Here is a 22,414-nt window from a genome sequence, read left to right as displayed (position 1 = left end):
TGGTGAGCGCGGCGCGCGCAATCGGTTTGGTGCTGGGCCTGGCGGCCGACAGTGTGCTCGGCAACCCGCGGCGCCGCCCGCCCGTCACGGCGTTCCGGTGCGTCGCCGGTTCCGGTGCGGCCGGTATCGGAGCCGCCGGCGCCGTGGTGGCGGCGGGCGTGCTCGCCGAACGCGCCGGCCGCGGGCGCCCACTGGTGCAAGCGGCGGCCACGGCCGTCACGACGTGGGCGGTGGTCGGCGCGGCCGGCCTCGCGACGCAGGGCACAAAGCTCGCGCGCGACCTCGAGGAGGGACGCCTCGAACCCGCGCGCGGCACACTGTCCGAATTGGACCCACGAGTCGCCGACGGGCTCGGGATGATCGCGCTTTCCCGAGCGTCGGTGGAAACCCTCGCCGAGAACACGTCCGAAGTGGTCGTCACACCGCTGCTGTGGGGCGCGCTCGTGGGCGTGCCCGGGCTGCTCGCGTCGCGCACGATCAGCGTGCTCGCGCGCCGCTTGGCCGGCCACTGGGCCGTCGACCGCCTCGACGAGGTCGTCCACCTCGTCCCGACGCGCGTCGCGGCCGCGCTCACCGTGCTGGCCGCGCCCGTCGTCGGCGGGTCCGCCGGTGGCGCGTGGCGCGCGTGGCGGCGCGACACGATCGCGCACCCCAGCCCGAACGCGGGCCGCGTGGAAGCCGCGTTCGCGGGCGCGCTCGAGATCCGCGTCGGCGGGCGCACGGTATATCCCCACGGCGTGGTCGAGCTGCCGGTGCTGGGCGTGGGCCGGAACCCCGACGCCGGGCACGTGACACGGGCCGTGGAGCTGTCGCGCGTGGTCGGCTGGCTCGCGGGCGCCGCGTCCGTGGTCGTGGCCGTGCTCGTGGGCGCCCGCCGGCGCCGGCGCTAGGACCGTTCAGACCGCTTGCGACCGTCGCTGCAGGTGCTCCAGCGCGGCGGCGTCCAGCGGGCCACCGCGGCCCGCCAGCTTGCCCGAGATCCGCTCCCGGTCGGCGGGGGTCTTGTTGCCGCCGTACTTGAACTTCGCCTGCACCGACGTGACGGTCAGCTCGATCCCGCGGATCCCCGGCAGTAGCCGCCGGTCCGGCGCGTCGGCGGCCGAGACGGGGGTGCGGCCGCTGCCCGGTTCGAAGTGGCGCAGCTGCCGGTTGAGCAACGCGGCCTTCTCCGCCGGATCGTCGACGAGCCGGACGTCGCAGGCCAGCTGGGCCGACGCGTAGTACGAGGTGGGCACGCCCAGCGCCGGGTCGTCGGCGGTGTTCCAGTCCGACGGAATGAACGCGTATTCGCCGATCACCGTGAGCAGGGCCCGCGGGTGCTCCTGGAGCAATGGCCAGATCGGGTTGGGCCGCGCGAGGTGCAGCCAGACCGTGGCCTCGCCGTCGAAGACGAAGTGCGTCGGGACGACCACCGGCAGGTCGCGGCCGCGGCCGCCGGCCACGAGCTGGCCGAAGTCGTGGCCCTTGAGCCACTGCCGCCATTCCGCGTCGTCCCCGGCGTCCCAAGGGTGGATCAGCATGCCCCCGAGTATCCGCCGGGCAAGTGGCCACGCAGAAGAGCCAATATGCCGCGAAGGCAGGTGGCCAATCAGGCGGTCGGGGTGAACTCGTCCTCTTCTTCGTCCTCGGCCAGCATCTCGGCCACGGACTTGCGCCGCGTGCGCTCCGGCTGCTCCGCGGTCAGGGCGCCGCCCGGCTTCAGCTCCCGGATCGTGAAGTACAGCCAGCCGAGGATCGCCATGCTGCCGAAGGCCAGCCACTGCAGCGCGTATGAGAAGAACGGGCCCGAGTCCAGCTGGGGCAGCGGCAGCGCGCCGAGCACGCCGGGCTGGTTCTGGTCGAGCTGGAAGTAACCGGGCCGGATCGTCAGCCCGGACGCGCGCGCCACCACCTGCGAGTCGACGACGTAGCTCTGCAGCTTGCCCTTCGTCGACGCGTCGGAGAACGCGTCGCGGTGCTTCGGGTCGACCTCGTCGCTGCGCACGCGCGCGACCACGGTGACCTGGCCTCCGGGCGCGGCGGCGTAGGGGAGCACGCCGGACTGGTCGTCGAGCCGCACGTAGCCGCGGTCGATCAGGTAGACCGTGCCGTCGGTCGCGCGCAGCGGGGTGAGGACCTCGTACGCGCCTTCGCCCTGCACGGTCCGCAGCCGTGCGACGACCTCGGCCGACGGCAGGTACGTGCCCGTGATCGAGGCGAGGTGCCACTCCGTGTTCTGGTCCGGCTTCTCGCCGCCGGGCAGCAGCTGCGTCACAGGCTCGGGCTGGGCGGTGAACGACGCGGTCAGCGCGTTGTTCTGGGCCGACTGCTCGGCGTCGCGCCGGAACTGCCACGGCGCGAGGAGGGTGTAGCAGCAGACGGCGAAGGTGAACACCACCACCGTCAGTGCCAGCCAGCCGGGCCGGAGCAGAAACCGCAACCGCACGCCTCCACGGTAGGCCGTCACCGTCGCGGGGCGCGCGGCGACCTCTCCCACCTGTGATTTCGTGCGGGACAAACCGGCCTCAACCGTGCGTGCGGACCCACGCGATCAGCCCCGGCATCGCACGCTCGATCATCGCCAGGACGTCCTCGAAGCCGTCGCCGTCGCCGTCGCCGTAGTACGGGTCGGGCACCTCGGCTCCGACCTTGGCCGTCGGGTCGAACTCGCGCAGCAGCCGCACGCGCGACGGGTCCACGACGCGGGCGCGCAGGAAGTCCAGGTGGCCCTCGTCGGCGGCCAGCAGCAGGTCGGCTTCGAGGTCGGAGTCGTCGACCTGCGACGCGACGTGCTGCGTCGGGTAGCCGTGGGCCTTGAGCGTGGCCTGCGCGCGCTGGTCAGCGGGCTCACCCCGGTGCCACGGCCCGATGCCGGCACTGGAGACCGTCACGGCGTCCTCGAGGCCGGCCTCGGCGAGCTTGGCGCGGAACACGAGCTCGGCCATCGGGGAGCGGCAGATGTTGCCGGAGCAGACGAACACGACGTGCGACACGGTGGGCAGTCTCGCAGAACGGGCGTGGGAGGATCCCGTGGTGCCCGCCCTAGCCGAGATCATCGACGTCCTCGAACGCAGCTACCCGCCGGACCTCGCGGAGAGCTGGGACGCCGTCGGGCTCGTCTGCGGGGACCCGGCGGAGAGCGTGACGCGCGTGCTGTTCTGCGTGGATCCCGTCGAGGAGACGGTGGCCGAAGCCGAGGAGCTGGGCGCGCAGCTGATCGTCGCGCACCACCCGCTGCTGCTGCGCGGCGTGCACGGCGTCCCGGCCGACACCGCGAAGGGTGGCCTCGTGCACCGCCTGATCCGCGGCGGCCGCGCGCTCTACTGCGCGCACACCAATGCCGATTCGGCCGACCCCGGCGTGTCCGACGCGCTGGCCCACACCCTCGGCCTCGAGGTCGACGGCCCCCTCGACCCGCACGAACCCGGCGGCCGCACCGGCATCGGGCGGCTCGCGCACCTGGCCGAACCCGAGCCGTTCGAGGCGTTCGTGCAGCGCGTGGCCGACGCGTTGCCGGCCACCGTGCCCGGCGTGCTCGGCGCGGGCGACCCCGGCCGGCCGATCCGCAACGTCGCCGTGTCCGGCGGCGCGGGCGACTCCTACCTCGCGCGCGCGAGCGCGGCGGGCGTCGACGCGTTCGTCACGGCCGATCTGCGCCACCACCCCGCCGGCGAGCACCTCGCGGGCACCGGGCCGGTGCCCGCGCTGGTCGGGGTCACGCACTGGGCCAGCGAGTGGCCGTGGTGCGGGCAGGCCTCGGCCCTTGTCGACGCGGCCTTTGCGGGTAACGTCGTCAGTCACGTCTCCACGCGGTGCACCGACCCGTGGACCGTGCGAGCCACCCCTGCCCGCTGAGCCCTCCCGCACCGAACCCCTCCACCGAACAAGGAGCACCGTGAAGGCCGACCCCGCCGTCCAGCGCCAGCTGCTCGAACTCGCGAAGGTGGACGCCGAGCTCTCGCGCACCGAGCACCGCCGCCGCACCCTGCCTGAGCTGGCCGAGATCGAGGCCGGTGAGAAGACCGTGCGGGAGAAGCGCGACGCGCTGGTGTCCGTGCAGACCGCCGCCTCCGACCTGGACCGCGAGATCGCGCGGCAGGAGAAGGAGGTCGAGTCGGTGCGGGCGCGCGAGGACCGCGACCGCAAGCTGCTGGAGTCCGGGTCGGTCAACGCCAAGCAGATGACCGACATCGAGCACGAGCTGCAGACCCTCGGCCGCCGCCAGAGCGCGCTCGAGGACGACCTGCTGGAGCTGATGGAGCAGCGCGAGGCGCTGGAGCTCGACGCGCAGCGCACCGGCGCCGAGGTCGACAAGGCCGAAGAGGCCGTCGCGGCCGCGGTCGCGCGCCGTGACGAGGAGCTCAAGGACCTCGACACCACCCGCGCCCGCCGCGACGAGGACCGCGCGAAGCTCGTGCCGCGGTTCCCGGAGCCGCTGTTCAAGCTGTACGAGCGCGTGCGCGAGCACAAGGGCATCGGCGCCGCGCTGCTGCGGGCGCGCCGCTGCGGCGCGTGCCAGCTGGAGCTGGACCGCAACACGATCGCCGAGATCAAGGCGACACCGGAGGACACCGTCGTGCAGTGTGACAACTGCGGCGCCATCCTCGTCCGCACCCTGGAGTCGGGCCTGTGATCGACCGCGTCGTCGTCGAGGCCGACGGGGGATCCCGGGGCAACCCGGGCCCGGCGGGCTACGGCGCGGTCGTCAAGGACGCGGGCACCGGCGAGGTGCTGGCCGAGCACCACGAGTACCTCGGCGTGGTGACCAACAACGTCGCCGAGTACAACGGGCTCATCGCGGGCCTGACCGCAGCCGCCGAGCTCGGCGCGTCCACTGTGGACGTGCGGATGGACTCGAAGCTGGTCGTCGAGCAGATGTCCGGCCGGTGGAAGATCAAGCACGCCGCACTGCAGCCGCTCGCGCAGCGCGCGCGTGAACTCGCGGACCGGTTCGATCGTGTCACGTACATGTGGATCCCGCGCGCAGAGAACTCCCACGCCGACCGGCTGGCCAACGTCGCCATGGACGGCGGCACCGGCAAAACCGGCAGCGCCCGGCCCGAGCCGCAGGTCGGGGCCACCGGGACCGGGGAGGCCGACCGTGTCGCGAAGGCCGGCTGGACGGGCGCGCGCGGCACCCCGACGCGGGTGCTGCTCCTGCGCCACGGCCAGACCGAGATGTCGATCGACCGCCGCTACTCCGGCCGTGGTGACGTGCCGCTCACCGAACGCGGCCAGAGCCAGGCGGCTGCCGCGGCGAAGCGGCTGGCCGCGATGCCGGGTCTCGTCGGCGACGACGGCGAGGCCACGCCGATCGTCGCGTCGCCCCTGACCAGGACGAAGCAGACCGCCCAAGCCGTGGCGGACGCGCTGGGTACCCGGTTCGTCACGCACCCGGGCTTCGTCGAGACCGACTTCGGGGCGTGGGAGGGCCTGACCTTCACTGAAGCCGCGCAGCGCGATCCCGAACTGCACCGCTGCTGGCTGCGCGACTCGTCGTGCGCCCCGCCCGGCGGTGAGAGCTTCGAGGCGGTCCACGAGCGTGTCGGTCAGGCGCTGCGCGACCTGATCGACCAGTACACCGGCCGCACGGTCGTCGTCGTCAGCCACGTGACGCCCATCAAGACGGTGCTGCGGATGGGACTCGACGCGGGTCCCAGCCTGCTGTTCCGCCTGCACCTGGACCTGGCGTCGCTCTCGGTGGTGGAGTTCTACCCGGATGGCAACTCGTCCGTGCACCTCGTCAACGACATCTGCCACCTCTCCTGACCAGGTCGCCGGTGAGCGGTCGAAATGTGGCTCGGATCACGCTCAGGGACGACGTGTCGGCGGCCCTCGATCCGGTATTGGCTAGAGTGCTGTGTCGACCGCGGCGCCGCGGCGCGGGTCCCACGCGGGACCCTCATGAGGGGGGCGCAGGCTCGTGCGTTTCTCGGCAAGCTCTGCGAGTAGAAACAGTGACGAGGTAATGACGGCTAGCGCACTCAGCGAAGCATCCGAACACGACCTCCCCGAGGAGGTCGTGCCCGAGACCGCCCGCGGCCTGCGTCACGGCTGGCTGGCCGCCACCCTGGCGGTGCTGGCCGGCGTCGCCGCCGTCGCGTGGCACGCCACGCGCTACGGGCACTGGATCGTCGACGACGCGGCCATCACGTTCTCCTACTCGCGCAGCCTCGCCGACGGCCTCGGACCCGTGCTGCAGCCGGGCGCGCCGCCCGTCGAGGGGTTCTCCGACCCCACGTGGATGGTGCTGCTCGCGCTCGGCAAGCTCGCCGGCCTGTTCGACCACGGCCTGCTCTTCGGGATCCCCGACTACGTGCTGTTCCCGAAGCTGCTCGGCCTGCTGTTCACCGCCGGCATCCTGATCCTGTGCCACGTGGTCGCCAGGCAGGTCCTGCCGCGCCACGCGTGGGCTGCGACGCTGGCCGTGGGCCTGACCCTGGCGACGATCCCGTCGTTCGTCATCTGGGTCGTCTCCGGCCTGGAGAACTCGCTGTTCGCGTTCGCCGTGCTCGGCCTCGCGTCGGTGCTGTTCACGGCCGTGCGCAAGGAGCGCACGCTGTCGTGGAAGGTCGCGGTGGCCGCGGGCGTGATCGTCGCGTTCGCGGCTTTGACGCGGCCGGAAGGCCTGATCTACGCGGGCGCTTACCCGATCGTCCTGCTGTTCGGGGTGCGGCGGGAGGGTTTCTGGCTTTCGCTCCGCTACGCCGTGCTGTCCATTGTGGCCTTCGCCGTCCCGTTCGGCGCGTATGTGGCCTGGCGCCACAGCGAGTTCGGCGGCCGGTTCCTCGCGAACCCGTCGGTGGCGAAGAAGCAGGGCCTGCCCGACCTGATGTCGGTCATCCGGCCCGGCACGCTGGTCCTGTACGCGGGTGTCGCGGCCGTGGTCGTGCTCGCGGCGGTGGTGATCTGGGCGCTGAGGAAGGCGCCGTGGCGCCGGTCGCTGATCGCGCTGCTGACGCCGTTCGCGCTGGGCGTGATCGCGTTCGGCGTGATGGTTCCCGACTGGATGGCGCAGTTCCGGTTCGCGACTCCCGTGTGGGTGCTGGGTGTGCTGGCGGGCACGCTGTCGTTCGCGGAGCTGCTGCGCACGGTGAAGGTGCGCTGGCGCGCCGTCGCCTCCGTGGTGGTGGTCGCGGCCGCCATCCCGTCGCTGGTCGGGTTCGTGCAGCAGTCGGACGAGTTCATCAAGAGCCCGACCGTCCCCGCGTGCCTCATCGCCGACCGCTTCGGCCGCGGTTTCAACACCTACGCCGACATGCTGGGCCTGAAGCAGGCCTCGCTGTTGCTGCCGGACCTCGGCGGCTCGTCGATGACCAGCCGGCTGCAGCTCGTGGACATGGCCGGGCTCGTGAACGCACCCATCGCCGACCTCACCCACGACGACAACATCGCGGGCCTGCGCGACTACGTGTTCGACTCGGTGAAGCCGACGTTCATCCACTCGTGGGGCCCGTGGGCCGGCGGCAACGGCATCTCCCTCGATCCGCGCATCGACCGCGACTACTACCCGATCTTCATCTACCCGGGCCCGGGTCTGCGCAACGGTGACTGGGTCCGCAAGGACGCCGTCACGGACATGGCCAAGCTCCAGGCCGTGCAGCACTACGCGGCGACCACGATGATGGACGTCGAGGCCTACCGCTTCGGCAACGGCCTGAACGACTGCGGTCCCACGCTGGAGCCGGGGCAGACCATTCCGCCGCGGTCCTCCTAGGGCAGCACCACCCAGAGGGCGGTCGTCGCGGCGGCGAGTGTGAGCGGGGTCGTGAGCGCGCCGAGCTTCAGGAACTCGAGCGCTCGCGGCTTGTGCCCGTGGCGCGCCAGCACGCGACGCCACAGCAGCGTCGCGAGCGAGCCGAGGTAGGTCGCGTTCGGCCCGACGTTCACGCCGATCAGCACGGCGAGCAGCACGCCGGTGTTCGGGTGGCCGCCCAGGACCGAAAGCAGGATCAGGGTCGCGGGCAGGTTGTTGACGAGGTTCGCCAGCACCGCCGCGACGGCCGTCGCCAGCAGCAGCTCGGGCAGGCCCGCGGTGGTGGGCAGCAGCCGTTCGAGCACACCACCGAGCACGTGCTGGTGGACGGCTTCCACCGTGACCGCCAGCCCCAGCACGAACAGGACCAGCAGCGGCGATGCCTCGGTGACCACCTGCCACGGCTTGATCTTGCGTTCCGACAGCGCTTTGGCGCTGAGCACCAGCGCTGCCAACGCGGCGATCCAGACGGGCTCGACGTGCCCGAACTCCCCGACGGCGAACCCGACGAGCATCGCGGTCAGCACGAGAAGCGCGAACACCGGAGCGTTCTGGTGCCGCGGCTGCTGCGTGCTGCGCGGGCCCCGGAGGTCTCGCTTGAAGAACCGCGTGAACACCGCCAGTTCGATGGCGAGGGTGACCAGCCAGGGCAACGCCATGAGCGCCGTGAACCCCGCGAAGGTCAGCCCGGACGCCGCGAACGCCAGGAGATTGGTCAGGTTGGACACGGGCAGCAGCGTCGACGCGGAATTCGCCAGGTGGGCGCACGCGTAGACGTGGGGTTTCGACTCGAGCCGGAGCTTCTCCGCCGTCGCCATCACCACGGGTGTCAGCAGGACGACCGTCGCGTCCAGGCTCAGCACCGCCGTCACGCCCGCCGCCGCGGCGAACGTCAGCACGAGCAGGCGCTTGGCCTCACCCCGGCACACCTCGGCGAGCCGGCTGCCGAGCCAGGTGAAGACGCCGTCGATCGCGGCCAGGTGGCTGACCAGCAGGATGGCCGCCAGGAACCCCATCGTCGGCAGGATCTCCTCAACCCGGCCCCACGCCGCCCCGGGCCTCGCCAGCCCCAGCACCAGCACGACCCCCGCCACCGGCACCGCCACCACGGCCTCCGGCAACCCCCGCGGCCGCACCATCGCGAACCCCAACGTGACGGCCAGGAGAACCAAACTCACAACGGCGGCTAGGGGCTGGGGCACAGCTGCACGCTAGCCGCCGGCCTCCTCGCCACACGCTCGGCGTGGCCTGCCTCACCGGCCACTCTCACCGCGCCCCCGGCTCCCACCGCGGTACCGGCCGCCAGCCCGTGCCGTGCCGGCGCCGGATCCCGCCCCCTGGGCCGCCGACTCGCGCCACGGTCGCCGATTCGCCCGTGGGCCGCCGACTCGCGCCACGGTCGCAGGCTGCGTGCCACAGGTTCCCAAGCTCGGGCCGCAGGTTCCGGCTCGTCGGGGCGGCCGAACCGCGTCCACCAGCCACAACCCCCACCAGGCAGTGCGCGCAGCCCCCACCGGACAGGCCCCCACCGGACAGGCCCCCACCGGACAGGCCCCCACCGGACAGGCCCCCACCGGACAGGCCCCCACCGGACAGGCCCCCACCGGACAGGGCCCCACCCGCCCTGGGGCTGACCCCGCTCCATCGTATCGGCCACCACTGACAAAACCTGTTGCCAAGCAGAAAACGGCGCTATTCATCCACAACTCGCCGACGGTGTGGACAATCCACTTCCCGCTCGCCCACACCGCGCCCGAGTCGTGGACAATCGCGCCCGGTCTCGACACACCGCCCCCAACGCCAACCGAGCCTCAAACCCCAGCCGGCTCCGGAACACCCTTGCCCCTGGCCAGGTCCCGTTCCTTCTCAGGGATGATCGGCAGCACCGTCTTCCCGAGGTGCTCCACATCCTCCAAGTAGTGCAAGAACCTGAGCAGCAACAGGTTCGCCCCGCGCTTTTTGTACTCGAGCGCCCGGTCCGCGATGTGTTCCGGCTTGCCGACCAGCTGCGTGCGGAACCCGTCGTTGTACTGCACCAGGTCCTTGAACTCCGAGTCCGCCCACATGCCCTTCGAGTCGGCCGTCGACTTGCCGGGCCTGGGCGACGGCGGCGCGGAAGCCCTCCACCGCCGGGACGTTCGCCTTCTCGACGATCTCCCGCAGCACCCCTTCGGCTTCGGCGGCCGTGTCACGGGCGATGACGAAGCCGTTGAGTCCGAAGCGGACGGTGCGGCCGGCGGCGTGCGCCCGGACGTCCGAGACCTGCTCGCTGAACCCGTCGTAGTCCTTGCCGTTGCTGAAGTACCAATCGGACACGCGGCCGGCGACGCCGCGGGCCGCGGTGGAGTTGCCGCCCTGGAAGATCTCCGGGTGGGGCCGGCCCGGCGCGGGCACGGCCTTGGGTTTGATGTCGAAGTCGTGGACGCGGTAGAAGTCCCCCGAAAACGAGGCGTGGTCGTCGGTCGACAGTTCGCGGACGGTGCGGATGAACTCCTCCGTGCGGCGGTACCGCTCGTCGTGTTCGTGCCACGGTTCGCCCAGTTTGGTGAACTCGTCCGTGAACCAGCCGCTGACGACATTGATGGCCGCGCGGCCGCCGGAGATCACGTCGGCGCTGGCGACGAACTTCGCGAGCACGCCGGGGTGCCACAGACCCGGATGGATCGCCGCGATGACCTTCAGCCGCTGCGTGGCGAGCAGGAGCGCGAGGCTGAACCCGGTGGATTCGTGCTGGTAACCGGCGCCGTAGCTGGCCGTGTAGCGGACCTGGGTCAGGGCGTGCTCGAAGCCGTTGTCCTCCGCGAGGACGGCGAGTTCCTTGTTGTACTCGTAACCCAGTCGGTGCGCTGTTCGATGTCGCTGGGGACGAGGCCGCCGCTCACGTTCGGGACCCAGCAGGCGAATCTCCGGGGCTCGTGCAGGTCTGGTGCGGACATGCGGCGAGTGAAACAGTGGCGCCGAAACGGGGTCAACGGGCTTCCACGCGCTGGGATCCTCCACAAAGGACCTGGTACAGATCCACTTGAACCACCCCGCCGCGCGGCGCGTATTCCCGAGCGGAAGGAGGTGGTCCGCGGTGTTGGGCCTCGTGCAACTGCTGGAGCTCGCCGCGCTCGCCGTGACCGCGACGCTCGGCGCCGTCGAACTGCTCGCCCCGCCGGGCATCCGTCCGGTGCGCGGACGGTACGATCGTAGCGCGGACGAGTTGGCAGGACGGTCGCGAATCGGGGTGACCCGGTCCGAGGAAAGTCCGGACTCCGCAGGGCAGGGTGGTTGCTAACGGCAACCCGGGGTGACCCGCGGGACAGTGCCACAGAAAACAGACCGCCGCCGTCCCCGGACGGCGGTAAGGGTGAAACGGTGGTGTAAGAGACCACCAGCACCCCGGGCGACCGGGGTGGCTCGGTAAACCCCACCCGGAGCAAGGCCAAGAGGGAGCGCACGCTCCTGCGCAGGCGCCTGAGGACGGCCCGTCCGATGCCTGCGGGTAGGCCGCTGGAGCCTGCCGGCAACGGCAGGCCGAGATGGATGACCGTCGCCCGGCCGCGCCGGGAACAGGATCCGGCTTACATGCCAACTCGTCCGCCCTGTTCAGGAGCGGTCTTTTCGCGGTGCCGGTGCCGGCCCAGGCTCACGAGCGCGCACCGCACCCCTACCGCCCGGTAGCATCCCGGACCATGGGTGAAGCAGCCGACGCGGCGAAGAAGTTCAAGGGCACCTTCGACACCCTCCACTCGCTGATCTACTTCGTCCCCGAAGCCGAGCAGCACCTCACGGCTGCGGGCCTGCGGCCGGGGCGCATGACCTACTTCGCGAGCCGCTCGGCGCCGATGGGGGCGGTGGGGGCGGGGGTCGTCGCCGCGACGTTCTACAACTTCAACCCCGAGGTCATCGAGCGGCACGTCCCGCACGCCTGGACGCTCGCCACTCCCGAGGCCGTCCTCGAAGCCCGCCTGAACGCCGTCGACGAGGCCTACCTGCGCCTCCTCGGCGACGAAATCCTGCAGAGCGACGAAGTGGCCGAAGCCGCCGAGCTCGCGCGGGAGGCCACCGACGGCTGCCCTCCGGAAGGGCGAGCACTGTACGCGGGCCACGCGAGCCTCGCGTGGCCCGTGAAGCCGCACCTCGTTCTCTGGCACGCTCTCACGCTCCTGCGCGAGCACCGCGGCGACGCCCACGTCGCCGCACTCCTGCTGCACGGGCTGACCGGTCTCGACGCCCTCGTCACCCACGTCGCGAGCGGCGCCGGCTTCACACCCGAGATGGCGAAGCGCACCCGCGGCTGGAGCGAACAGCAGTGGGACGCCGCCGTGAACCGGCTGAGCCGGCAGGGCGTCATCGGCCCCGACGGCGATCTCACGGACAAGGGTGCGGACCTGCGTGAGCGCGTCGAAGCGGCCACGAACGCGGCGTCGGAAGAACCGTGGACGCACCTCGGTGAGGAAAAATCCATCCGGCTGGCCGAGCTCTGCCGTCCGCTGAGCCGCGCCGTCGTCAAGGCCGGCGCGTTCCCGCGGAACCTCTAGGCGGACCGATGAGGTACTGCTTGGTGTCCGATGTCCTGTATCACGCTATGTAGTGAAAACCCTGGCGCGACTTGCGCGTATCGTGACAAGCGCCTCACTGCGCCCGTGGCCGCGGACGGGTCACGAAAGCAGCGTGGTGCTCACTCAGCGGACTCGGGAGGGGAGGCCGAACGGGGCATGTCACACTGGTTCAGGCCGCCGCACGTCCGCATGGAAAGTACGCAGAGTGAGCAAAGCACTCCCAACAGGGTGAGTTCGTCGGTCCACTGCGAAATCCGGGTGGCCGGTCTTAATCCCCAGCACCCTGGGCAGCATGATGGAGGGCGAGGAATTCTGACCAGACGACCCCGACCCCCCGCCCGTGTCCACAAGTCGACATCACACTGCGCGCTTTGACCGCTACCGCAGGTGACGCCATGATGTTGTTCGAGGCTTCGCCGAAGCCAGAACCGCGCGGTACCGTCCGCGCACCGGGAGTATCGCGATGACGACCATGACCACCCTCGAGACGCTGGCCGCCGGCGAACTCGGCACCAGCAACGTCCGCAGCTGGTTGATCGACAACATCATCCCCCTGGTGTTGCTGGCCGTCGCGCTCCTGCTGCTCTGGCTCGGTGGCGGCAAGGGTGACAACGCCGGTGTCATGCGGCGGCTCGCCGGTGTCGTCATCGCGCTCGCCATCATCGGACTCGCGGTCAGCGGCGCCGGCGTCAACGTGGGCCAGTGGATCGCCGGCCTGTTCACGGGCTGAGGCGGGGCAGGCGTGCGCATCAGGACGGATGACGAGGTCTACCGGGTCGACGCCGTCTGGCTCGGCCCGCCGAAGGCGACTTTTCCCTGGAGAGCCCGCTACGTCGCGTGGCTCATCGGCATACCGGTCTTCCTGCTCGTGCTCACCGTGGAGCGGTGGGCCGGCTGGAGCTTCGGGTTCTTCTCCACGGCGTGGGCGTTCGTGGCCACGATCGTGATCACCCGGTTGATCACCGCGAAGATCAGCCACGAGCGCCCGCTGGGCGCGGTGGTCGCGATGGCCGGCCGCGAGCTGAACACCCCGCGGGAGAAGACCGCGGCCACGGGTGGCGCGGTGAGCGCCAGCCGCATCCGCGTGCGGGCCGAGCGCCCGCTGCCGAAGCACAAGAGGAAGCGGGCCTACCGGCACCACGGCTACGGCCAGGGCGCGGGAACGACGGCCGGAGCACAGGGAGCACCACGAGCGCGCCGGAGCCGCCCCGCGGCTCGGGCCGGGAGGTAGTCGTTGTTCGGTCGCGGCGGAAGCCGAGGAAAGCGTGATCGAGGCGTGCCCACGGGCGCCTGGGAGACGCCCCAGCAGGTCCGGCAGCCATCGCCGAGGAACAGCTCCTCGGGGGGCAAGGCCCGGCGGCTGCCGGGCGAGCAGGCCATCCCCGCGTACACGCCGTCAATCGCCGCGCGCAGCATCGACGGGCACCTGCTGCGCACCGGGCACGAGGTGTACGCCTGGTACCGCCTGGCGCCGCAGCGATGGTCGTTCCGTTCGGACTCGCAGCGCCGCGACCTGATCGCGGCCATCGCGGGCCAGTACGCCGAGCTGCAGGGCCGGTGGCTGCACCTGCGCGTGACGAACCGGCCGTACCCGATCCGCATGTGGGCCGAGGCCCACGTGCACAACGCCGTCGGGCGGCCGCAGGACGTGCCGGGCGCCCTGTCCTTCGACGACTACCTGATCGGCGAGCAGCAGCAGCTGATGGGCCGGTCGATGGCGGAGAAGGAGGTCTACCTCGGCGTCCAGGTGCAGACCCGGCGCATGGTGGACCGGGCCGTCGAACGCGCCGCCCCCGTGCTGCGCAAGATCCTGCCCGAGGCCGTCGACGCCGAGCTGGTGGCGCTGGACTCGGAGGTCGAGCACCTCGACCAGGTCATCGGTACCGCGGGGCTGGAGGGCAGGCCGGTGCACGCCGAGGAAATGTCCTGGCTGATGCACCGCTCGTGCTCGCTGGGCCTGCCCGCGCCGCGGAACATGCCCGCCGTGCCGGGCGCCGTGTGGGAGCCGGAGGACCTGGCCAGTTTCACCGATGCGGCCGACTTCCACGCCGACCCGTACGCGCCGACGGTCACCGTCCGCGGCCGCACGGGGTCCAACGCCGGTGTGTCGCGGCACCTCGCTGTGCTCACCGTCGGCCAGATGCACGGCCTGCAGATCCCTGAGGTCGACGACCCGTGGATCCAGCACGCCGACCGCCTGCCCGCCGCCGTCGAGGTGTCCGCGCGCATCTACGTGCGCCGGCCCGAGGAGGTCTCCGGCGAGCTGCAGCGCCAGATGAACAAGGTGCGTTCGCAGGTCAAGCACTACACCGACGAGCACGAGCTGGAGCCGCCGCAGTCGCTGTCGCGCCAGGCCGGGCGCGTGCTGGAGATCGACGACGAGATGACGTCGGGCTTCACCGCGCTGGCCACGCGGGTGCGTTCGTGGTGGCGGCTGGCCGTGTCGGGGCCGACGGAGCGCGACGCGCTGCGCTTGGCGCAGCAGCTGCTCGACCTGTACAAGCCGAAGGTCGCGATCGAGCACCCCGAGGCCCAGTACGCGATGGCCCGCGAGTTCATCCCGGGCGAGCCGCTCGCGTCGGCCGCGTACATGCGCCGCGGTTCGGTGGTCTGGACGGCGTCGGCCGTGCCCACGGCGACCGCGGAGGTCGGTGACCGGCGCGGCATCCTGCTCGGCGAGACCGTGACCGCGACCCGCCGCCCGGTGGCGTGGGACCCGTGGATGGCGCAGGAGATCCGCGATGGTTCGGGCCTCACCGCGATGGTGGCCGGCCTGGGTGGCGGCAAGTCGTTCCTCGGCGGCGGCATCGTCTACAAGACACTGCGCGCCGGGGCGCACTGGACGATCCTCGACCCGTCGGGCCCGCTGGCGCGGCTGTGCGACCTGCCGGAGCTGCGGCCGTACGCGCGGCCGATCAACCTGCTCAACGCGCAGCCCGGCATCCTCAACCCGTACCGCGTGGTGGCCGACCCGCTGCTCGAGCACTTCATGGACGAGGACGACCCGGAGCGCTCGTGGCGCCGCGAAAAGGCGCTGGCGGGCGCGACCCGGCGGCGGCTGGTGCTCGACGTGCTCACGGGTGTGCTGCCGTACGAGGTGTCGCGCATGGCGCAGACGCGGATCGTGCTGCTGCGCGCCGTCCGCGCGGTCGGCGGCCGTTTCGACGCCGACCCGGGGCAGGTCATCGACGCGCTGCGCCGCGATTCGAGCGAGCACCACGAGCACGCCGTCGTCGTCGCCGACTTCCTCGACGAGATGCGCGAGCGCATGGCGCTGCTCATCCCGGAACGCGACGCGGACCCGTATGCCGAGAGCCGCGACGACCGCATGACCGTGCTGACCATGGCGGGCCTGACCCTGCCGAAGGACGGTGTGCCGCGCGAGTACTGGACGGACGCGGAGTCGCTCGGTGTCGAGATGCTGAACCTCGCGGCGTGGCTCACCCAGCGATCGGTGTACGAAAAGCCGAAGGAGCTGCGTAAGGGCGTCTGGATCGACGAGGCGTTCTTCCTGTCGGAGGTGCCGACCGGACGCGTGCTGATGAACCGCTTCGCGCGTGACTCGCGCAAGTGGAACGTCCGGGTGCTGCTGTCCTCGCAGATCCCGGCCGACTTTCTGAAGATCCAGGGTTTCGTCGCCCTGCTCGACTCCGTCTTCGTCGGCCGCCTGGACGACGACGACGCGCAGGCCGACGCGCTGCGCCTGCTGAAGGTGCCGGTGGGCGTGGGGTACGAGCAGGTCGTCGCCGCGCTGGGCCGCCGTCCGGGCGCGCAACGCGGCCTGGAACGCGACGTCGAACCCCGCCAGTTCATCTTCGGCGACGGCGCCGGCGGCGTGGAACGCATCCGCGTCGACTTCTCCGGCCCGCACCTCGACCAGTTGCGCTCGGTCATGGACACCACCCCGGGCTCGCCCGACGCGCGCACCAAGCCCGGCACCGACCTCGTGCTGCCCCACGAGGAAGAGCCCGCCCCTTACGTCCCCACCCCACCAGAGGACGACGAGTTCGAGCAGGACTTCGAATTCCAGGCGGAACTCGAAGTCGGCCTCACCGACGAGCAGCTGCTCGGGTCCCCGGACCCGCTCGCGTCCGAGACCGGCGAGGTGGAGGGCGCGGTGCAGAACGGCAACGGATCCCACGGTCACACCGACCGGCACGCCCGCGCGGGCGGCAAGGGTGGTACCGGCAGGGATGCCGCGTGAACACGGTCTGGACGCTGGCGTTCGTCCTGTCGATCGCCGCCGGCTGGCACGCGCTCAAGCGGCGGATCAAGGAGGGGCCCAAACCGGGCGCGCGCCGGCCGAGCCGGCGCGCTGCCATGGTGGCCGTCATCACGATCCTCGGCCTGCAGACGGTGATCATGGCGCCGTCGGCCAACGCCGCGGCGTGTGGTGAATCCCCGAACCCCGAGCGTCCCGGCGCCGGGATGGTCGGCGCGATCGACCCGCCGGAGGGCCACGGCGAGCCGGGTAGCGCGTACATCGACTACGACTACGCGGGCATGGTCTGGAACACCTACCAGACCAACTGCACGGCGCTGTCCGCCATCGCCTCGCCCAGCTCCACCATCGACACGTGGGCCGGCAACCAGCTGTTCAACATCGGCAAGAACATCGTCGGCGCCACGAACTCGCTGCACTACACCGTGCTCGAGGGCGGGCTGCTGAACCCGATCTACAACGCGGTGAAGTCGGGCGCGGAGAAGGTCTACAACAACATCTACGCGCAGCTGTTCGGCCTGGTCGCGCTGATCATGTCGATCATGCTGTTCCGCAACATCTGGCGCGGTGATCTCGCCGGGGTCAGCAAACGGGCGCTGTACGCGCTGGCGGGGGTGTGGCTGGCGGCCTCGTCACTGGCGATGCTGCGGTACTTCGATCCGATCGACAAAGCGATCGTGCAGACCACCACGAACATCCAAGCGGGCTTCGTCGACGAGTCCTCCGACCGGATCGTGCGCGACATCCTGCCGACGAACCTGCATACGCAGATCGTCTACGACAACTGGCTGCGCGGTGAGTTCGGCTCGCCCACGGCGCCGCAGGCCGACCAGTTCGGCAAACCGCTGCTCGACGCGCAGGCGTTCACCCGCGACCAGCTCGTGAACGGCGACGACGGCAAGCAGAACGTCGTCGACGCCAAGAAAGCGGCCTTCAAGGACATCTCCACCAAGCTCGGCCCCGCCACCGGCTACTTCACCGGCGAGTCCGGCGGGCGCACCGGCGCTGGTTTCCTCGCGCTGGGCCAGAGCGTGGTCTACTCCCTCTTCCAGCTCCTCGCCAAGGCCTCCGTGCTGCTCGCGCAGGTGCTGATCCGCCTGTTCACCCTCACGGCGCCGTTGATCGGGCTCGTCGCGCTGCTGCACCCGGACATCCTGCGCCGCGTGCTGAAGGTCGCCGGCGGGATCGCGTTCAACCTGGTCGTGCTTTCGGTGCTGGCGGGTGTGCACGCGCTGCTGCTGCAGGCCATCTTCGACGCCGGCAACTCGCTCAACCTGCTCACGCAGATGGTCCTCGCCGGCCTGATCACGGTGTTGCTGTTCCTCGTCGGACGTCCCGTACGGCGGCTGTGGCAAATGGTCGAGATGTCCGTGAGCATGGTCGGCGCCGCCGTGCCGGGGCCGAGTGCGGGGCTCTTCTCGCGTTTCCGCAAGAAGGCCGGGCCGACGCCGCAGGACGAGTTCTGGCAGAACGTCCGCGACAGCGACGAAATCGAAGGCGAAGCCCGGGGCCCCATGGGCGCCACCGTCGGCGGCGGGCGCTACCGGCCGGAGGCCGCGGTCTTCGCCAGCGCGCAGCGCCTCGACAACGGGTCCCGGTCGGCCCGGCCCGCCGCCGCGTGGTCGGGTGCGCCGTGGCCGGGCGCGGTCGGCTCGAGCGGCCCGCAGGCCGCGCTGCCCGCGGGCGGCCGCGGTTCGCCGGCGTTCGGGCAGTACAACCCGGTGACGGGGGAGCCCGGCGACTACGTCATCGGCGGCCGGCGCGTGCCGTCGCAGGAGAGCCGGCGCGTCGACACGTCTCCGGTGGCCGACCGGCGCTGGAGCGACGAACCGGAACCGGTGGTGATCCCGTCGCGGATGAGTTCGTCCGAACGCGACTACCCGGAGTCCACTCCGGACCAAGCAGGCGTCTACACCCCACCGGGGATCCGCGCGCAGCCGCGCCGGGTGGACCCCGAGGTGGTGGCGGGCAAGCCCGTTTTCGTGCTGTACCGGCCTTCGCGCGGCATCGAGGTGCGCGACACCGACCAGGTCATGGGGCGGTGACGGATGCCGATCCGCACCAACCGCGGCCGGGCCGCGGTCTACCGCCGCCTGTGGGGATTTCCGCTCCGGTCGCCCCGCCACCTCGCCGGGACGATCGTCTTCCTGGCGATTCTGGTCACGGCGCTCGGTATCGTGCTGCCGAAGGTGATGGGCAAACCGGCCACGGCGACGCCCGGCGCGCCGGCGGCCACCTCGTCCGCGGCGCCGACGACCGGCGTCGCGGCCCCCGTGCCGAGCACCGAAACCCTGCCGACGCGGCTGTCGAGCCCGCTGCTCACCCCGACGTCCGCGCCGCCGAGCCCCGAGGCCGTCAACGTCGCCAAGCAGTGGGCCACCGCGTGGGTCAACCACCCGGCGGGCATCAGCAACGCCGACTGGCTCAACGGCATGCGCGCGCTGACCACCGACGAATTCCTCCCCGTGATGTCCACTGTGGACCCTGCGAACATCCCGGCCACGCGTGTGACCGGCGAACCCACCGTCCAGTCCTCGTTCACCAGCTCCGTCAAGGTCATCGTCCCCACAGACGGTCCGAAGCTGTCCATCACCGTGGTCAACACCGGTGCGGGGTGGCGGGTTTCGGATTACGACCAGGCGAGCTGAACCGGTGAAGATCGCGATCCTCGTGACGGTGATCGTCGCCGCCGTCTTCGCCACGGTGCTCACCGCCAGCACCGTGACGAAAGTGGTGGTAGACCAGCAAGAAGCCGCGGCGGGCGGGATCCTCAACACGTCGTGCGATGCCGCGATCGGCCCCACTCAGCCAGGCCGGCCCCAGCAGGGCGCGGCCCAGGCAGGCAACCTCGACGACGAGCAGCGCGGCATCGTCTCGCTCATCATCGCCATCGGCAAGCAGCGCAGCCTCTCGCCGCGCGCGTGGCAGGTGGCGATCCAGGCCGGGATGACGGAATCGGGCCTGCACAACCTCGACTACGGCGACCGCGACTCGCTCGGCATCTTCCAGATGCGCCCGTCGATGAACTGGGGCAGCGCCGCGCAGGTCACCGACCCGAACTACGCGATCAACAAGTTCTACGACGTGCTGCTCGCCGTCCCCGGCTGGCAGAACGAACGTCCGGGTGACGCCGCGCAGGCCGTCGAGCGCTCCGGTTTCCCCGATCGCTACCACCGCTGGGAAGCGATGGCTTCGGTGCTGGTCGAGAACCTGGGCCAGGTCGTCAACGCGTCCGGCTGCGGCGAGGGCCTGGGCGCGGCGCTACCGCCGAGCCAGGCGGCGGCGCAGGCCATCAAGTTCGCGCTGGGGGAGCTGGGCAAGCCGTACGTGTGGGGAGCGACCGGTCCCAACGCGTACGACTGTTCCGGGCTCATGTTGCGCGCGTACGAGTCGGCCGGCGTGATCCTGCCGCGTGTCTCCCAGGACCAGTACAAGGCCGGCGCGATGCTCCCGGTGCGCGACGCCCAGCCCGGTGACCTGATCTTCCTCGCCACGGACCCGGCCGACCCGTCGACGATCCACCACGTCGCGATGTACCTGGGCGACGGCAAGATCGTCGAGGCCCAGCAGACGGGCGTGCCCGTGCACGTGCGCCCGTTCTCCTTCGACGAGGCGGAAGTGGTACCGCAGGCGGTGCGTCCCGGCGTCTAGCATGGAGTTCGGGAGTCACCGGCTCTTGACACGGACCGGGGTGACCGGTATGGCGCCGCCGTTTACCTGGTGGCGCGGCGGATTCACCCGAAGTCGCGGCCTGTCCACGAGCACGCGGCCGCGCGCTGGCAGAGGATGACACACGTGGCACGGAAATTCGGCAAACGCGGCAAGCCCCAGGGCGAGCCCCAGGACCCGCGGACGCTGTTCGGCGCGCCTCAGCCGCCGCGGCAGGCCGCGCACCCCGCTTCCAGCACACCCCTGGCCGACCACCTGGCCCACGGCTGGCCCGGCGTGGACGCCGGTTACGTCGTGCTGCCGCGTTCCCTGGCCGAAGGGATGTCGCTGCCGTGGCAGCAACAGATGGCCGCTCTGCTCGCCCAGTTCCACGCGGAGCACGCCCAGCTCGCCTGGCCGATCTACCGAGTCGTCCCCTCGCGCTACGAAAAACTCGTCGACCTGGACGAAGAACAACTCGCCGAAGCCGGCTACCTCGTCGAAATCGACACCGACGGCGAGATGATCTACCGCGAACGCAGCGGGCGGAAGGTCGAAGACCCCCTGAACACGACCGTGCTCGTGTCGTGCCTGGATCCGATCCCTAAGCCCAAACCGCGCCCACCCGCACCCGTCCCCGCCCAGCCGCTGCAGGCCCCGGCACCCATGAACATCGGTCCCGCGCCGGTCTGGCGCACCGTCCCCCCACCGGACACCGCGGAGGCCGCGTTCGACGGCGGCGCTCCCGAGTCGCAGGGCCGTGCTCCTGAGCAGGCATCGTGGCAACCGGGTGCTGCCGGCCCGGCTGGTACTGAGTCGGGCGGTTGGCAGGCGCCTGCTGTTGCCCAGCCGGGATTTGAGCCGGATGGTCGGCAGCCGGGTGGTGCTGGTTCTGAGCCGGGCGGCTGGCAGCCGGGTGCTGGTCCGGTGGGTGCTGAATCGGTGAGCTGGCAGGCGGCTTCTGGTGCTCCGTCGGGTTCTGAGTCGGGTGGTTGGCAGTCGGGTGGTGCTGGTTCTGTTGGTCCGGCGGCTGCTGAATCGGTGAGCTGGCAGGCGGCTTCTGGTGCTCCGTCGGGTTCTGAGTCGGGTGGTTGGCAGCCGGGTGGTGCTGGTTCTGTTGGTCCGGCGGCTGCTGAATCGGCGACTTGGCAGGCGGCTTCTGGTGCTGAGCCGGATTCTGAGCCGGGCGGTTGGCAGCCGGGTGCTGTTGCTCCCTCGGGTCCTGGGGGCACGGGTTGGCAGTCGGCTCATCCTGGGCCGTCGGCCCCCGCACCGGCGGGGTGGCAGCCGCCTCCCGCCGGGTCGCCGTCACCTGAGTCGGCGAACTGGCAGGCGGCTCAGGCGGTGCCGGGGCAGCACCCTCCGGCGGCTGAATCCGGGCGGACCACATCCGCACCGGTTGTCGAACCAACGGGCTGGCACCCGGCTCCGCCCGGCCCAGCCCTCGCGGCCATGCCAACTCCGCATGCCGACCCCGTGGCGCATGGTCCTGTTCCGGGGAATCCGGCTGTCCCGCCTGTCCCGGCCCAGATGCCGGTGACCTCGCACCACCGGTGGACTTCGGCACCTCCCACTCCGCCGATGCCCGGGCCGATCACTCCACCCGCCGGCCGGCCGCCGATCGCCCAGACGCCCGAGCCGGGCGTACTGCCACCTGAGAGTGCTTACCGGGCGCCAGTCACGCAGCCGGCACCGCTCCTGCCGGCCGAGCCTCTGGTGCCGGAGCTGGTCGACCCTCCCGAGGTCACGCCGCCGTCCGCGGTGACCGGGCCTCAGCCACCCCCGGCGAGTAGCACCTTCGTCGCCGATCCCAGCCGAACCGCCGCACCGGTGGACCATGTGCACCATCAGACATCTCCGGTCGGCTCGGCGGAACCGTTCGCGGGCGTGCCGCCGGTTGCCCAACAGCCTGCGGCAGCTGGGCAACAGCAGTCTGCGCCTCAGCCGCCCTCCACCGACGCGCAACCAGCCGCTGACGAGGTCCGCGGCGAGCAGCAGGCCGCTGCGCCATCGGACGCGCAGGACCTGACAGAGGCCGACGCGTCCGAAAGTGATCAGCGCCCAGCGCCCGGACAGGCCGAGGCGAACCAGCCACAGTCCGAGCGGGCGCTTCTGCGCGCCGGCGAGGAGGAGGCCCGGCACGTCGATGCGCTCTCCGCGCCGGCGGCCGAGGAGCTTCCGCCCGGCGAATCACCGCAACTTTCCCCACCGGTCCAGCAACAGACCACCCCACCGGCGCCACCTCAGAAACCGGTCGGCTCG

At 71.3% G+C, this 22,414-nt stretch carries 16 protein-coding genes, 1 other RNA gene and 1 pseudogene; 13 read left to right on the top strand and 5 right to left on the bottom strand.

Annotated features, from left to right (window positions below):
• Positions 1–2 precede the first annotated feature (2 nt).
• Entirely contained in the window at positions 3–890 is an 888-nt protein-coding gene (locus tag I6J71_RS38305) for a cobalamin biosynthesis protein (protein ID WP_204091318.1), read from the top strand.
• A gap of 6 nt (positions 891–896) precedes the next feature.
• On the opposite strand, the gene I6J71_RS38300 is transcribed toward I6J71_RS38305, so the two are convergent.
• The 3 genes from I6J71_RS38300 to I6J71_RS38290 all read right to left on the bottom strand — a co-directional run bounded on the left by I6J71_RS38300 (position 897) and on the right by I6J71_RS38290 (position 2,972).
• Positions 897–1,520: an FMN-binding negative transcriptional regulator gene (locus tag I6J71_RS38300; protein ID WP_204091317.1), complete on the bottom strand. Its 624-nt coding sequence runs from the start codon at positions 1,518–1,520 to the stop codon at positions 897–899.
• Between the two features lie 68 nt (positions 1,521–1,588).
• Positions 1,589–2,425, bottom strand: coding sequence for an SURF1 family protein (locus I6J71_RS38295; protein WP_204091316.1), 837 nt, complete (start codon positions 2,423–2,425; stop codon positions 1,589–1,591).
• Between the two features lie 79 nt (positions 2,426–2,504).
• The gene (locus I6J71_RS38290; RefSeq protein WP_255570610.1) at positions 2,505–2,972 is read right to left on the bottom strand and encodes a low molecular weight protein-tyrosine-phosphatase; all 468 of its coding nucleotides are present in this window, start codon (positions 2,970–2,972) and stop codon (positions 2,505–2,507) included.
• Between the two features lie 40 nt (positions 2,973–3,012).
• Here I6J71_RS38290 and I6J71_RS38285 point away from each other — a divergent pair, with 40 nt between their 5' ends.
• The 4 genes from I6J71_RS38285 (at position 3,013) to I6J71_RS38270 (ending at position 7,696) form a co-directional block, all read left to right on the top strand.
• A complete protein-coding gene (locus I6J71_RS38285) occupies positions 3,013–3,834 on the top strand; it encodes a Nif3-like dinuclear metal center hexameric protein (RefSeq protein WP_204091314.1) in 822 nt (273 codons plus the stop codon).
• Between the two features lie 40 nt (positions 3,835–3,874).
• On the top strand, positions 3,875–4,612 hold the full coding sequence (locus I6J71_RS38280; protein WP_204091313.1) for a zinc ribbon domain-containing protein: 738 nt from the start codon (positions 3,875–3,877) through the stop codon (positions 4,610–4,612).
• Positions 4,609–5,748: a bifunctional RNase H/acid phosphatase gene (locus I6J71_RS38275; protein ID WP_204091312.1), complete on the top strand. Its 1,140-nt coding sequence runs from the start codon at positions 4,609–4,611 to the stop codon at positions 5,746–5,748. Before I6J71_RS38280 ends, I6J71_RS38275 begins: the two co-directional genes overlap by 4 nt.
• 199 nt (positions 5,749–5,947) lie before the next feature.
• Complete coding sequence (locus I6J71_RS38270) at positions 5,948–7,696, top strand: hypothetical protein (RefSeq protein ID WP_204091311.1); 1,749 nt, start codon at positions 5,948–5,950, stop codon at positions 7,694–7,696.
• Here the strand turns inward: I6J71_RS38270 and I6J71_RS38265 are convergent.
• Together I6J71_RS38265 and sfnG are read right to left on the bottom strand one after the other, a co-directional pair.
• Entirely contained in the window at positions 7,693–8,874 is a 1,182-nt protein-coding gene (locus I6J71_RS38265; protein ID WP_239155538.1) for an ArsB/NhaD family transporter, read from the bottom strand. The genes I6J71_RS38270 and I6J71_RS38265 overlap by 4 nt on opposite strands.
• A 672-nt stretch (positions 8,875–9,546) precedes the next feature.
• Positions 9,547–10,671: pseudogene (gene sfnG / locus I6J71_RS38260) on the bottom strand (dimethylsulfone monooxygenase SfnG).
• Positions 10,672–10,936: 265 nt separating this feature from the next.
• On the opposite strand from sfnG, the gene rnpB reads away from it, so the two are divergent.
• The 8 genes from rnpB to I6J71_RS38220 all read left to right on the top strand — a co-directional run bounded on the left by rnpB (position 10,937) and on the right by I6J71_RS38220 (position 20,155).
• Positions 10,937–11,320: RNase P RNA component class A (rnpB, locus tag I6J71_RS38255), an RNA gene on the top strand.
• Between the two features lie 92 nt (positions 11,321–11,412).
• Entirely contained in the window at positions 11,413–12,261 is an 849-nt protein-coding gene (locus I6J71_RS38250; protein WP_204091309.1) for a hypothetical protein, read from the top strand.
• A gap of 484 nt (positions 12,262–12,745) precedes the next feature.
• Complete coding sequence (locus tag I6J71_RS38245; RefSeq protein WP_204091308.1) at positions 12,746–13,012, top strand: hypothetical protein; 267 nt, start codon at positions 12,746–12,748, stop codon at positions 13,010–13,012.
• A gap of 12 nt (positions 13,013–13,024) precedes the next feature.
• Complete coding sequence (locus I6J71_RS38240; RefSeq protein WP_204091307.1) at positions 13,025–13,513, top strand: hypothetical protein; 489 nt, start codon at positions 13,025–13,027, stop codon at positions 13,511–13,513.
• A 3-nt stretch (positions 13,514–13,516) separates the two neighbouring features.
• On the top strand, positions 13,517–16,486 hold the full coding sequence (locus I6J71_RS38235; protein WP_204091306.1) for an ATP-binding protein: 2,970 nt from the start codon (positions 13,517–13,519) through the stop codon (positions 16,484–16,486).
• The gene (locus I6J71_RS38230; protein ID WP_204091305.1) at positions 16,483–18,549 is read left to right on the top strand and encodes a magnesium transporter; all 2,067 of its coding nucleotides are present in this window, start codon (positions 16,483–16,485) and stop codon (positions 18,547–18,549) included. Before I6J71_RS38235 ends, I6J71_RS38230 begins: the two co-directional genes overlap by 4 nt.
• A gap of 3 nt (positions 18,550–18,552) precedes the next feature.
• Positions 18,553–19,152 carry a hypothetical protein gene (locus tag I6J71_RS38225; protein WP_204091304.1) on the top strand — a complete coding sequence of 200 codons (600 nt, stop codon included), beginning with the start codon at positions 18,553–18,555 and terminating at the stop codon, positions 19,150–19,152.
• Positions 19,153–19,156: 4 nt separating this feature from the next.
• On the top strand, positions 19,157–20,155 hold the full coding sequence (locus I6J71_RS38220) for a C40 family peptidase (protein ID WP_204091303.1): 999 nt from the start codon (positions 19,157–19,159) through the stop codon (positions 20,153–20,155).
• Positions 20,156–22,414 lie beyond the last annotated feature (2,259 nt).

The sequence above is a fragment of the Amycolatopsis sp. FDAARGOS 1241 genome (genome assembly GCF_016889705.1).
GTDB lineage: Bacteria > Actinomycetota > Actinomycetes > Mycobacteriales > Pseudonocardiaceae > Amycolatopsis.
The sequence above is the reverse complement of the archived record's forward strand: the minus strand, read 5'-3'. Positions and strand labels throughout refer to the sequence as shown.